At 69.2% G+C, this 12,211-nt stretch carries 11 protein-coding genes, 1 pseudogene and 1 riboswitch; of the genes and pseudogenes, 3 read left to right on the top strand and 9 right to left on the bottom strand.

The features are described 5' to 3' along the window. Nucleotides 1-22: 22 nt before the first annotated feature. From OG746_RS30335 to OG746_RS30320, 4 genes are all read right to left on the bottom strand, one after another. Nucleotides 23-1,057 carry a C40 family peptidase gene (locus tag OG746_RS30335; protein ID WP_266720484.1) on the bottom strand — a complete coding sequence of 345 codons (1,035 nt, stop codon included), beginning with the start codon at nucleotides 1,055-1,057 and terminating at the stop codon, nucleotides 23-25. Nucleotides 1,058-1,322: 265 nt separating this feature from the next. After that, a complete protein-coding gene (locus OG746_RS30330) occupies nucleotides 1,323-2,348 on the bottom strand; it encodes a C40 family peptidase (RefSeq protein WP_266720482.1) in 1,026 nt (341 codons plus the stop codon). Between the two features lie 301 nt (nucleotides 2,349-2,649). After that, a complete protein-coding gene (locus OG746_RS30325; protein WP_266720480.1) occupies nucleotides 2,650-4,002 on the bottom strand; it encodes an NYN domain-containing protein in 1,353 nt (450 codons plus the stop codon). Between the two features lie 32 nt (nucleotides 4,003-4,034). Continuing rightward, nucleotides 4,035-4,274 carry a hypothetical protein gene (locus OG746_RS30320; RefSeq protein ID WP_009309707.1) on the bottom strand — a complete coding sequence of 80 codons (240 nt, stop codon included), beginning with the start codon at nucleotides 4,272-4,274 and terminating at the stop codon, nucleotides 4,035-4,037. A gap of 112 nt (nucleotides 4,275-4,386) precedes the next feature. On the opposite strand from OG746_RS30320, the gene OG746_RS30315 reads away from it, so the two are divergent. The 3 genes and pseudogenes from OG746_RS30315 to OG746_RS45460 form a co-directional block, all read left to right on the top strand. Further along, nucleotides 4,387-5,130 (top strand): rhomboid family intramembrane serine protease, encoded by a 744-nt coding sequence (locus OG746_RS30315; protein ID WP_266720472.1) that lies wholly within the window; start codon nucleotides 4,387-4,389, stop codon nucleotides 5,128-5,130. Then, nucleotides 5,127-5,408, top strand: coding sequence for an Lrp/AsnC family transcriptional regulator (locus tag OG746_RS30310; protein WP_266720470.1), 282 nt, complete (start codon nucleotides 5,127-5,129; stop codon nucleotides 5,406-5,408). Before OG746_RS30315 ends, OG746_RS30310 begins: the two co-directional genes overlap by 4 nt. A gap of 16 nt (nucleotides 5,409-5,424) precedes the next feature. Beyond that, nucleotides 5,425-5,643: pseudogene (locus OG746_RS45460) on the top strand (glycerate kinase); the annotation flags it as partial. A gap of 35 nt (nucleotides 5,644-5,678) precedes the next feature. Here the strand turns inward: OG746_RS45460 and OG746_RS30300 are convergent. From OG746_RS30300 to qcrC, 5 genes are all read right to left on the bottom strand, one after another. Beyond that, the gene (locus tag OG746_RS30300) at nucleotides 5,679-7,052 is read right to left on the bottom strand and encodes an aminotransferase class V-fold PLP-dependent enzyme (RefSeq protein ID WP_266720468.1); all 1,374 of its coding nucleotides are present in this window, start codon (nucleotides 7,050-7,052) and stop codon (nucleotides 5,679-5,681) included. 191 nt (nucleotides 7,053-7,243) lie between these two features. Next, nucleotides 7,244-7,377, bottom strand: a riboswitch (SAM riboswitch). An 87-nt stretch (nucleotides 7,378-7,464) separates the two neighbouring features. Further along, the gene (gene trpD, locus OG746_RS30295; protein ID WP_266720466.1) at nucleotides 7,465-8,529 is read right to left on the bottom strand and encodes an anthranilate phosphoribosyltransferase; all 1,065 of its coding nucleotides are present in this window, start codon (nucleotides 8,527-8,529) and stop codon (nucleotides 7,465-7,467) included. Between the two features lie 133 nt (nucleotides 8,530-8,662). Then, the gene (gene qcrB / locus OG746_RS30290; protein WP_266720464.1) at nucleotides 8,663-10,303 is read right to left on the bottom strand and encodes a cytochrome bc1 complex cytochrome b subunit; all 1,641 of its coding nucleotides are present in this window, start codon (nucleotides 10,301-10,303) and stop codon (nucleotides 8,663-8,665) included. Continuing rightward, nucleotides 10,300-11,355, bottom strand: coding sequence for a cytochrome bc1 complex Rieske iron-sulfur subunit (qcrA, locus tag OG746_RS30285; protein WP_266720462.1), 1,056 nt, complete (start codon nucleotides 11,353-11,355; stop codon nucleotides 10,300-10,302). The genes qcrB and qcrA overlap by 4 nt, the downstream gene beginning before the upstream one ends. Next, nucleotides 11,352-12,161 carry a cytochrome bc1 complex diheme cytochrome c subunit gene (qcrC, locus tag OG746_RS30280; protein ID WP_266720460.1) on the bottom strand — a complete coding sequence of 270 codons (810 nt, stop codon included), beginning with the start codon at nucleotides 12,159-12,161 and terminating at the stop codon, nucleotides 11,352-11,354. The genes qcrA and qcrC overlap by 4 nt, the downstream gene beginning before the upstream one ends. Nucleotides 12,162-12,211: the final 50 nt, after the last annotated feature.

Below are 12,211 nucleotides of genomic sequence, written 5' to 3'. Positions count from 1 at the left end.
GCCCTAAGTCCCGCGGGAGGCGTCAGACGCGGGTCACGGATGAGACGGGCATCATGCCGACCGGGTCGTAGCGCACCGGGGCGCCCGGGTGCGGCGCGTGGATCACCTGGCCGTTGCCCGCGTAGATGCCGATGTGGTGGGCGTCGGAGCCGTACGCCACGAGGTCGCCGGGCTGCGCCTGGGAGAGCGGGACCTGGCGGCCCGCGTACCGCTGCGCCTGCGAGGTGCGCGGCAGACCGACGCCCGCCTGCCCGTACGACCACTGCATCAGGCCCGAGCAGTCGAAGCCGGAGGGCCCCGTGGAGCCCCAGACGTACGGCTTGCCGAGCGCCGACTTGGCGGCGGCGAGCGCGGCGGCAGCGCGGTCGGAGGAGGCGGGCCCCGCACCGGCCAGATCGGGGCGGGCGCCGCCACGCGAGGCCCGGTCGTACGCGGCCCGCTCCCCGCTCGGCATCGCGTTGAGCAGCTGCCGCGCCTTGGCCAGCTTCTTCTCCACGGTCTGCTTGTGCTGCCTGACGGCCTTGCGGGCGGCCTCCAGCTCGGCGAGCTCGGACCGCGCCTCGGCCCTGCGCTGGTCCAGATTGCGCTGGGCGCCCCGCAGTTCGACCAGCTCGCCCGCGTGCCGCGCGCCGATCCGGTCGAGCGTGCCGGCCTTGTCGAGGTAGCCGTCCGGGTCGGAGGAGAGCATCAGGGCGAGCGAGGGGTCCATGCCGCCGGACCGGTACTGGGCGCCGGCCACCACGCCGAGCGCGCGCCGCATCGCGTTGATCCGCTCCTGCCCGCGGGCCACCTGGTCCTGAGTGTCGGCGAGTTCCTTGCGGAGCTTGTCCGTGCGCTCGTCGGCCCGGTTGAACGCCTCGGTGGCCTCCTCGGCCTGCTCGTACAGGCGGTCCACCGCGGCCTTGCCGGCGGCGGGCCTGTCCTGCGGCGCCGCGCCCGCGGGTGCTGCGCCGAGGGCCGCTGCCGCGGAGGCCGCGGCCACGCCCAGAACAGTCGCTCGCGTACTCCGGTCGAGGCCCGAGTGCCGAGAGTGCGAGATACGGCGATGAGAACCCACGGGTTGCCGCTCCCCTTCCGCTGACGGACCCCCGTGATCGGGGGAATGCGCGCCGACAGTAGTCGGGCGACTACCGCCTGACCAAAGACCGTTCAGGGGACACGCAGCGCGGCGCCCCGCCTCTGACGCAGGTCATGGGCGGGGCGCAGGGGTCAGCGCGGGTCCGTGGAATTCGCCCGAACGGGCGCGTTTCCAGGGCACGTTGGGAAGTGGAAAGCGGGCCCTCCAGCGAGTCCGCCGGAAGGGCCCGCTTCGGCCGCGACGGTCAGATGCGGCGGGCGGTCTGGTAGGGACCGACCGTGTCCATCGACTCGTAGCGCACGCTGGCACCGGGGTGCGGGGCGTGCAGGACCTGACCGTTGCCCGCGTACAGGCCCACGTGCTCGGTGTTGTTGAAGAAGACCAGGTCACCGGGCTTGAGCTGGCTCCTGGCCACCTCGGTGCCCTCACCGATCTGCGTGTACGTGGTCCGGGTTATGGAGACACCGGCCTGGTTGTACGCCCACTGGGTCAGGCCCGAGCAGTCGTAGGAGTTGGGGCCCGAGCCGCCGGAGACGTACGGCTTGCCGATCTGGCTGGCGGCCGCGGACAGGGCGGCGGAGGCGCGGCCCGAGGCGGGCAGCGCGTCGCCGAGGTCGACACGGCTGGCGGAGTCGCGGCTGGCGCGCTCCTGCTCGGCGGCCATCTTGGCCCGCTGCTCGGCGGTCAGCGTGTTGAGCAGCTTGCGGGCCTCCGCGAGCTTGCCCTGGACCTGATCCTTCTTCTTGCCGAGCTCGGTGCGCGTGTCGGCGAGGTCCTTGAGCTTCTGGGAGGCCTCTGCGCGCTCCTGGGCGAGCGTGCGCTGCTTCTCCTGGACCTTCTTGAGCGACTCGAGCTGCTGGGCGCTGAGCGAGTCGAGCGTGGAGGCCTTGTCGAGGTAGCTGTCCGGGTCCGAGGAGAGGAAGAGCTGGACCGAGGGGTCGATGCCACCGGAGCGGTACTGCTGCCCGGCGAGCGTGCCGAGGCCGGAGCGCAGCTCGTTGAGGTCGTCCTGGCCGCGGGCGACCTTGTCCTGGAGATCGCCGATCTCCGACTCGAGCTTCTTCTGCTTCTCCTTGGCCCCGTTGTAGTGGTCGGTCGCGAGACCGGCCTCTTCGTAGAGCTTGTCGACCTTGGCCTTGACTTCGCTCTTGCTGGGCTTCGGTGCGGCGTTGGCGGCCTGAGAAGTAAGGGCCACGGCAGCGGCGGCGGTCGCGGTGAGCACGGTCACGCGGGTGCGGCTCGGCTGCTTGGGTCGACGGTGGGACGCCACGAAGGCGAGCTCCTTCTTCCTCCAGCCGCCTACCGATGCGCCGGCGGGCGGTGTCCCTCCACCGTCACCCCTTTTAGGTGATCACCCGAGCGGAGGTTCGAGCCGACCCTAGTGACCTCTTCGTGATCAGTTCAAATCCCTCAGAGAAAAAACTCCGTCACTCGCTGCATTCTTTGCACTCAACTCACATGCAGTGATGTCCGCTTGACGCTACGTTGCGTGAAGGTTTCGCCAATTCGGGCATTCGACACGGATGTTGCGCGTGTGACATAGGTAACTCGGGGCCCCTTTTGGTCGAACGTCAGCCGTGCGAGAGTCGTTTCAGGAGCACCACGGAGGCGACCGGGCGTGCCCCCGCCTTCGCGATGCCGTCCGCGACCTCCCGGTCGGTCGACACGACGATGACGGGGCGGCCCGACGGCTCGGCGCGCACGAGCTGACGGATCAGCTCGTCCGCCGTGACCCCCGGTTTGGAGAACAGCACCCGCACTCCGCGCGGCGGCGCGAGCAGTACGGGCGCGGCGAGTTCGGCCCCGTCGAAGACACAGGTCACCTCGGCCCCGGTCTGCGCCGCGAGCTGCGAGAGCGAACCGAGCAGGCGCAGCCGCTGCTTCTCCAGGGGCATCGTCGGATACCCGGTCTTCGTGACGTTGTAGCCGTCGACCACGAGGTGGGCCTGCGGAAGCGCCAGCAACTGGTCGAGGATCGCCGGGTCGTGCTCGTGCAGGGCGCGCGCCGCGATGTCCTTCGGCGTCATCCTGCCCGGCTCGACGGCGTCCACGGAGTCGGCGGGCCGCGAGGACACCGGCGGCAACGCGAGCTCCCTGCGCAGCCCCTGGGCCGCGTCCAGGACCGTGTCGAGCAGCAGCCGCACCCGCATGTCCTCGATGCTGCGGCCCTCGCGGGCCGCCCTGCGGGAGGACTCGAGGGCCGACTCCGCCTCGCCGAGCCGCGATTTGAGCCGGCGCGACTCGCTCTCCGCGGCGGACACCTGGGCCTGCCCCTCGGCGCGCACCGCGTCGGTCTCGGCCTTCGCCTTGCGCACGGCGGCCTCGCCGCGCTTCACGTCACTGAGAGCGGCCCGCAGCTTGCGCTCCACGGAGGCGACCTCGCGCTTGGCGGCGTCGAGCTCCGAGCGGAGCCGCTCCGCCTCGGTCCTGGTGTGGGCCCTGGCCTCGGCCAGCTCGGCGCGCAGCCGCTCCAGTTCGGCGCGGGTCTCGTCGTCGGCGCGCTCGGCGTCGGCCCGCTCCGCGTCCTCGCCCGCGGCGGCGACGAGCTTCACCCAGCCGACGGGCCGCAGCACATAGGCGGCCGCCGCCACGTCGAGCGGATCGGCCGCGGGCGGCGGGGAGCCCGCCTCCAGGGCGGCCGCGAGCTCGGGCTGCGCGTCCCGCAGGCGCTCCCCGATCCGCTGCCGGAACAGCGGGTCGCTCTCCAGAGCCGCGGCCATCGCGTTGCCGGCGAACTTCATCCGCCGGGTCGGGGTGAACCGGGCATACTGCCGCAATTGCGCCGGAAGTTCACCCACCGTCAGACCGCCGAAGCCGTCCGACGCGATCTGCACGACCCGTCGTCGTACCCCTTCGGGCAGCGGTCGGTCGAGCACCTCGGCGGCGCCGCCCTCCCCGGCCTCCCCGCCTGTGCTCTCCACCATCCGTCACCCCAATGTCGCTGTGGAGCCGCTCCTCAGGAGTCGGCGCCCGGCCTGTCCACCAGTTCCACCTGATCCACCGCGTTGCACCAACGACAGCGCACCGACTCGATGGTCTCACTGACCACCTCGCGCTCCTCCACCTTCGGCTCACCGGCCAGGTCCAGGTGGACGTACTCGACGACCTTTGAGGACCGCGTGACGTCGAAACGCGTCAGATTGCCGCACAGGGTGCAGCGCCAGCGGGTGGTGGCGGTCGGCAGGGGAACCGTCATCGAGTGGTGCCTTCTTCCGGATGCATACGGATTGCGTGGTGCTGCTTTATTGCCCGTAACCCTACGGCCTGCCGTACGCCGCCCGCTCCCCGCCTTGCGTCATGCTCTGTCCATGATCGGCAATGGGCGCTCCGCGATCGACAGGCTGACCGCATTCCTCAGAGGTCACCCGGCTCCGGTCACGTACAGCATCATCGCGGTCTGCTGCGTGGTCTTCGTACTGTCCCCGGCCTCGGGTCTCAACCCCGGATACGGCACCGGGGACCAGCTGCTCGCCGCGCAGAGCGCCTACTTCGAGCGCTGGGGAGTGGTCCCCGACGAATTGTTCGACGGTTCACCAGCGGCCCTGCTCACCCCTCTCACGGCCTTGTTCGTGCACGGCAGTTGGCTGCACCTGCTGGGCAACATGCTCTTCCTCTACGTCTTCGGGGCAATGGTCGAGGAACACATGGGCCGCCTCTCGTACGCCCTGTTCTATGGGGTCAGCGGCTATGTGGCGCTGCTCGGGTACACGCTCGCGCACACCGATTCCGACCAGAGCCTGGTCGGCGCGTCGGGGGCGATCTCGGCGGTCCTCGGCGCGTTCCTCTTCTTGTTCCCCGAAGCCCGCGTGACGAGCCTGTTCCCCTTCCTCCTGTTTCTGCCGCTGCGGTTTCCGGCGTGGGTGGTGCTGCCGTTCTGGGTGTCGCTGCAGTGGGTGGCGGCGGGGCAGGACAGCCAGGGGCCGGGGGTGGCGTATCTGGCGCACCTCGTGGGGTTCTCCGTCGGGTTCCTCTACGCGTGGGTGAGGTACAGGGGGCGGGCTAGAGTTGAGGCGACCCATGCCACGGCCACCGAGGGAGACAGCCAGCCGTGATCACCGCGATCGTGCTCATCAAGACCAGCGTGGACCGGATCCCCGAGATCGCCGAGTCGATCGCGGCTCTGGACAACGTGAGCGAGGTCTTCTCCGTCACCGGTACCTACGACCTGATCGCCATGGTCCGGGTCGCCCGCCACGACGATCTGGCGGACGTCATCCCCGGGAAGATCAGCAAGATCCAGGGCGTCGAGGGCACGGACACGCACGTCGCGTTCCGTACGTACTCGCAGCACGACCTGGAGGCGGCGTTCGCGATCGGCCTCGACGCGTAGCGCCTCCGCACGAGAAGAGCCCCGTCTGAAGGAGACCGAGATCCGGGTGGCGTGCAATCCGTTCAACGTCCTGTGCGGGGAGCGCGGCGTCACCCGCGTCTTCGCCCCGCAGAAGGGCGCGACGCCCACGCAGGCCGAACAGCCGGCGGCCGGCCTGGGCCGCGGCGGCGAGTTCCTCACGGACGCCACCGAGCGGGCCCTACGGATGGTCGTCCTCGGCAGCCGACTCCGTACGGCCCCTCAGCCGGACCGGGCGACCCCCGAGCCGGATCAGGCGCTCGCCGTGTCCGGCACGCAACGCCCGTCCTCGGTGCGGTAGTTCCACCGCGCGCCGTCCTGCACGAGCTCCTTCACGGCGGCCACGAAACGCTCCACGTGCTCGTCCGGCGTGCCGGCGCCGAAGCTGACGCGGATGGCGTTGAGCGACTTCTCGCCCGGCGCGGCCTCCGGGGCGCCGCACTCGCCCTGCTGCTGCGGGTCGGAACCGAGCAGCGTGCGCACCAGCGGGTGGGCGCAGAACAGGCCGTCACGGACCCCGATCCCGTACTCGGCGGAGAGCGCGGCGGCGAAGTGCGAGGAGTTCCAGCCGTCGACGACGAAGGACAGCACGCCCACACGCGGAGCGTCGTCCCCGAACAGGGACAGCACCTTCACCTCGGGCACCTCGGCGAGACCGTCCTGGACCTTGCGGATCAGGTACTGCTCGCGGGCGACGAGGTTGTCGAACCCGGCCTCGGTGAGCGCCTTGCAGGCGGAGGCGATGGAGTAGACGCCGATGACGTTCGGCGAACCGGCCTCGTGGCGGGCGGCGGTGGCGTGCCACTCGACGTCCACACCACCGTCCGTGCGGCGCGCGACCTTCTTGGACGCGCCACCACCGGCGAGGTACGGCTCGGCCTCCTTCAGCCAGTCGGAGCGGCCGGCGAGGACACCCGAGCCGAACGGGGCGTACAGCTTGTGCCCGGAGAAGGCGACCCAGTCGACGTCCAGGTCCTGGACGGAGACCGGGTGGTGGGGCGCGAGCTGCGCGGCGTCGAGCACGATGCGGGCACCGTGCGCGTGAGCGGCCGCCGCGAGCTCGCGCACCGGCCAGAGCTCACCGGTGACGTTGGAGGCACCGGTGACGCAGACGAGGGCCGGACCGTAGGGGTCCCGGTCGGCGAGGGCGCGCTCCAGGGTGGCGACGGCCTCGCCGGGGGTGCGCGGCGCGTTCAGGTACGTCACGCGGGCGTCGCGCCACGGCAGCAGCGACGCGTGGTGCTCGGTCTCGAAGACGAACACCTCGCAGCCGGCGGGCAGCGCGGCGGCGAGCAGGTTGAGCGAGTCGGTGGTGGACCGGGTGAAGACGACCTGGTCGTCCTCGCGGCAGCCGAGGAACTCGGCGACGGCAACCCGGGAGTTCTCGAACAGGTCCGTCGACAGCTGCGACAGGTACCCGGCGCCGCGGTGCACGCTCCCGTAGTACGGCGCGTAGGCGGCGACGTCGTCCCAGACCCGCTGGAGGGCGGGCGCGCTGGCGGCGTAGTCGAGGGCGGCGTACGTGACCTCGCCGCCGTGGACGAGCGGCACGGTGACGTCCCGGCCGAGGACCTGAAGCGGGGCGATGGTCTCGGTACAAGCGGCGGCGTCGACGGAAACAGACATGGGTGAACTCCCTGGCGCGATAAGCGAATTGACCATGCCGGAACCAGAACCATGTGGCTCGACAGCATGGAAAGAAAGATGAAACGGGTACGCGGAGGCGGGGCCGAAACGCCCTATCGCATTCGCTTGCTCACGAGACTGCTCCCTTGAGGACCAGGACCCCAGGGCTGTGACATTCACCGATGTCGAGGGGCCCGCGCTTGCCACACGCCTTGCTGCGCACGGCCTGGTCTTCACCCAGGGCACCCCGCCACGGACGGAGGGTTGCCGGACAGCGGGCTGGGGCCTTCTACAGTGAAATATCACCGCGCTGTCACTCATGACCTTGAAAAGCATCCTGCCACACGTCTCGGATACGGCAAGGGCGCAGTCCAAAATCCGGACTGCGCCCTGCGTCACATCTGACGCGTGCTCAGCGGTTGCTGGCCGCCACCCACCGCTCAAGGGCGGCCTTCGCGGCGCCGGAGTCGATCGACTCGGCCGCCCGGTCCATGCCGGCCCGGATCTGCTCGACGAGCGTGCCCTCACCGGGCCGCACGGCCACCAGCGCCGCCGCCGAGTTCAGCAGCACCGCGTCGCGCACCGGCCCCTGCTCGCCGTCGAGGAGGCGCAGGGCGACCTCCGCGTTGTACGAGGGGTCGCCGCCGCGCAGCGCCTCGATGGGCACGATGTCGATGCCGACGTCGCGCGGGTCGAAGGACTCCTCGCGCACGGCGCCGTCCCGCACCACCCACACGCGCGACGTTCCCGTGGTGGTCAGCTCGTCGAGCCCGTCGTCGCCGCGGAACACCAGGGAGGAGTTGCCGCGCTCGGCGAAGACCCCGGCCACGATCGGCGCCATCCGGGCATCGGCGACGCCGACGGCCTGCGCCTTCACCTTGGCCGGGTTGGTCAGCGGGCCCAGCAGGTTGAAGACCGTGCGGATGCCGAGCTGGCCGCGCGCGGCGCCCGCGTAGCGCAGCGCGGGGTGGAACTTTATGGCGAAGCAGAACGTGATGCCGGCTTCCTCGGCGACCTCGGGCACCCGCTTCGGCGACAGGTCGAGATTGACGCCGAGCTTCTCCAGTACGTCGGAGGAGCCCGAGGCGGAGGAGGCGGCACGGTTGCCGTGCTTGACGACCTTGGCGCCGGTGCCCGCGATGACGATCGCCGACATCGTGGAGATGTTGACGGTCTTCGCGCCGTCGCCGCCGGTGCCGACGATGTCGACGGTCTCGCCGGGCACCTCGATCACGTTGGCGTGCTCGTACATGCCGCGTACGAGACCGGTGATCTCCTGCACGGTCTCGCCCTTGGCGCGCAGCGCCACCGCGAACCCGGCGATCTGCGCGTCGGTCGCCTCGCCCCGCATGATCCGGTCCATCGCCCACGCGGTGTCGTCGGCGCTCTGGTCACGGCCTTCGAGCAGGCCGTTCAGGACGGCGGGCCAGGAACGGCCCGCCGCGGTGTTGCCTCCAGCGGGGTTCAAAGCGCTCATGGCCGCTCCTGTGTGCATCTGTGAGTTGAGGGTGGTGCCGACCCCACCCTATCCAGGTCCCGGGACCGCAAAGAGCCCCCGTCCAGGCACTGGACGAGGGCTCCCGCGGTGGCTTACAGCGACGATTCAGAGATCAGTGGTGGCCGTGGCCGCTGGTGATCTCCTTGTACTCCTCGGCGGTCGGCTTCGGGATCTGGTTGTTCTCCCCGTAGTAACCGCGCGAGAGCTTGCCACGCAGCTTCTGCAGCCGCGTGACCTTGCGCTCGACACCGTTCTCGTCGACCGACGGGCCGAGCTCGACCGGCGCGTACTGCTCGTGCGCCGTGAGCGTGTGCAGGGCCTCCTGGTCGAGCGGCTCGTGCACCTCGACGAACTCACCGTGCGGCAGGCGCTTGATGATGCCGGACTCGCGTCCGTGCAGCACCTTGTCCTTGTCGCGGCGCTGGAGGCCGAGGCAGATCCGCTTGGTGACGATGAAGGCGATGACCGGTCCGACGAAGAACGCGATCCGGACGAACCAGGTGATCGCATTGATCGACAGGTGGAAGTGCGTGGCCCAGAGGTCGTTACCACCACCGATGAGCAGCACCATGTACCAGGTGATCCACGCGACACCGAAGGCCGTACGCGTCGGAGCGTTGCGCGGGCGGTCCAGGATGTGGTGCTCGCGCTTGTCGCCGGTGACCCAGGACTCGATGAACGGGTAGACCGCGATCGCGACCAGGACCAGCGGGAAGACCACGACCAGCGGGATGGCCACGCCCAGGACGAGCGTATGACCCCAGAAGTCGATCTCCCAGCCCGGCATCACTCGAATCAGGCCTTCGGAGAAGCCCATGTACCAGTCGGGCTGTGCACCGGTGGACACCTGGTCGGGCCGGTACGGTCCGATGGCCCAGATCGGGTTGATCGTCGCGATCGCGGCGATCACCGCGATGACGCCGAAGACCAGGAAGAAGAAGCCACCCGCCTTGGCCATGTAGACCGGCAGCAGCGGCATGCCCACGACGTTCTTGTTGGTCTTTCCGGCACCCGCGAACTGCGTGTGCTTGTGGTAGAAGACCAGGATCAGGTGCGCCGCCATCAGGCCGAGCATGATGCCCGGCAACAGCAGGATGTGGATCGAGTAGAACCGCGCGACGAAGTCGCCGCCGGGGAACTCTCCGCCGAACAGGAAGAACGACATGTACGTGCCGACGATCGGCACGGACAGGATCGCGCCCTCCATGAAGCGGACACCGGTGCCGGAGAGCAGGTCGTCCGGGAGCGAGTAACCGGTGAAACCGGTGAACATGCCCAGGACGAACAGCAGGAAGCCGAAGACCCAGTTGACCTCACGCGGCTTGCGGAACGCACCCGTGAAGAACACGCGCATCATGTGCACGAACATGCCCGCGAGGAAGATCAGCGCGGCCCAGTGGTGGATCTGACGGATCAGCAGGCCACCGCGCACATCGAAGGAGATGTGCATGGTCGAGTTGAAGGCCTCCGACATCAGCTGCCCCTGGAGCGGGACGTAGCTGCCGTCGTAGGTGACCTCGTTCATCGACGGGTGGAAGAACAGCGTCAGATACACACCCGTGAGGATGATGATGATGAAGCTGTACATGCAGATCTCGCCGAGCATGAAGGACCAGTGGTCCGGAAAGATCTTGCGCATGTTGGACTTGGCCAGGGAGTAGATCCCCAGACGTCCGTCGGCCCAGTCGGCAACGCGCTCGCCGGCCGGTGCCTTCTCGCGCGCAGGCGCGTCGTTCGTGGTCGTAGTACTCATCCGCGCTCCCAGAAGGCAGGACCGACGGGCTCAGCGAATTCGCTCAGCGCCTCGAGGTGACCCTCTTCGTTGACGCCGATGCGCAGCTGCGGCAGCGCGTGACCGGCAGGACCGAAGATCACCCGGGCGCCGTCGGAGAGGTCGAAGGTGGACTGGTGGCACGGGCACAGCGCGTGGTGCGTCTGCTGCTCGTACAGCGAGATCGGGCAACCGACGTGGGTGCAGATCTTCGAGTAGGCCACGATGCCCTCGTGGGACCACTCGAGTTCCTGCTTGTCCTTGATGTTCTCCGGCTGGATCCGGACGAGCATCAGGGCGTCCTTGGCGATCTTCGTCTGGAATTCCTCGTCGTGCTCCTCCAGGCCCTCGGGCTTGGCGAAGGTGAGCGAGCCGACCGCGATGTCCGAAGGACGCAGCGGCTCGTTCGTGTTCATGTTGACGAGGGTCAGGCCCTTCTTCCACGACGTGGTGCGCAGCTTCTTCTCGGGCAGCGGCCCGAGGTCACGAAGCAGGACCACACCGGAAAGGGGCACCAGCGCGAGCGCACCGAACAGGGTGTTGCGGATCAGCTTGCGCCGGCCGAACTGCGACTCGCGGGCACCGTCGGCGAAGTCCTGCAGGACCTTCGCCTTGACCTCGGGCTCCGCCTCGATCGGGTGCCGCTCCTGGATGACCTCTTCGTCGGACATCAGGGTGCGGGCCCAGTGGACCGCGCCCGCGCCGATGCAGAACAGGGCCACGCCCAGGGTCAGGCCGAGCGCGAAGTTGAGCGCGCTGATGTGCCCGATCGGGAAGACGTAGATGCTCGTGTCGACGTCGATGGTGACGTACGAGGCGATGAAGCCGACCGTGGCCAGCATCGACACCATGAACAGGAAGGCAACGACGCGCTCGGACCGCTTGGCGGCCCGCTCGTCGAGGTCCTGGATCCGGTGCTCGTGGGGCGGCAGACCCGGGTCGGTGAAGGGCTCGTCCTTCACCGCGACCGAGCCGTGCTCCTCGGCGTCCTGCTCAGTGGGCAGGTTCTCTTCTGGAATGTCTTGGCTACTCATGACTTCTTGGCCTTTGCGGTCCGAGCGGCAACCCAGATGGCGACGGCGATCAGACCGCCAAGACCGAAGATCCAGGCGAACAGGCCCTCACTGACCGGGCCGAGCCCGCCCAGCTTGAGTCCGCCAGGGCTCTCGGTCTTGTCACCGTTGACCGCGTCGAGGTACGCGATGATGTCCTTCTTGTTCTGCTTGGTCATCGTCGTGTCCGGGAACGACGGCATGTTCTGCGGGCCGGTCTGCATGGCCTCGTAGATGTGCTTCGGGGCGACACCCTCGAGGCTCGGTGCGAACTTGCCGTGTGTCAGCGCGCCACCCTCACCAGTGAAGTTGTGGCACTGCGCGCAGTTGGTGCGGAACAGCTCGCCACCCTTGGCGATGTCCGCGCCGTTGGCGCTGTAGTCCTTGGCGGTCGGCGTGACCGGACCGGCACCCAGCGACGCGATGTACGCCGCGAGCTGGTCGATCTCGGCCTGCGAGTAGATGACCTTCTTCTTCGGGACCTGCGCGCCCGGCTGCTGGGCCGGCATACGGCCGGTACCGACCTGGAAGTCGACGGCGGCGGAGCCGACACCCACGAGGCTCGGCCCGTCGGAGGTGCCCTGACCGCCGGTTCCGTGGCAGCTGGCGCAGCCTACGGAGAAGAGCTTCTTGCCCTCGTCGATGGCGAGGGACTGGGCGGTTTCATCGGCCTGCGCCTTGTCCGCGGGTGCGAACGCGGCGTACAGCCCCCCGGTGGCCGCCAGCGCGAGGAGTAGGACGACGACCGCCGCCAGCGGATGGCGTCGTCGTGCGGAGAGCTTTTTCACGGATTACCCCGGTGTCAGGATCTTCTGCGTCGGTGCTGCGGAAATGTGTC

The organism is Streptomyces sp. NBC_01016, assembly GCF_026341035.1.
Lineage (GTDB): Bacteria > Actinomycetota > Actinomycetes > Streptomycetales > Streptomycetaceae > Streptomyces.
Note: the sequence above shows the minus strand (reverse complement) of the source record. Positions and strands in the feature narration are given on the sequence as shown.

Bases quoted from the DNA above. Each gene is read 5' to 3' on its own strand.
- OG746_RS30325 (WP_266720480.1), bottom strand. From the start codon at position 4,002: ATGGTGGAGAGCACAGGCGGGGAGGCCGGGGAGGGCGGCGCCGCCGAG.
- OG746_RS30320 (WP_009309707.1), bottom strand. From the start codon at position 4,274: ATGACGGTTCCCCTGCCGACCGCCACCACCCGCTGGCGCTGCACCCTG.
- OG746_RS30315 (WP_266720472.1), top strand. From the start codon at position 4,387: ATGATCGGCAATGGGCGCTCCGCGATCGACAGGCTGACCGCATTCCTC.
- OG746_RS30300 (WP_266720468.1), bottom strand. From the start codon at position 7,052: ATGTCTGTTTCCGTCGACGCCGCCGCTTGTACCGAGACCATCGCCCCG.
- trpD (WP_266720466.1), bottom strand. From the start codon at position 8,529: ATGAGCGCTTTGAACCCCGCTGGAGGCAACACCGCGGCGGGCCGTTCC.
- qcrB (WP_266720464.1), bottom strand. From the start codon at position 10,303: ATGAGTACTACGACCACGAACGACGCGCCTGCGCGCGAGAAGGCACCG.
- qcrA (WP_266720462.1), bottom strand. From the start codon at position 11,355: ATGAGTAGCCAAGACATTCCAGAAGAGAACCTGCCCACTGAGCAGGAC.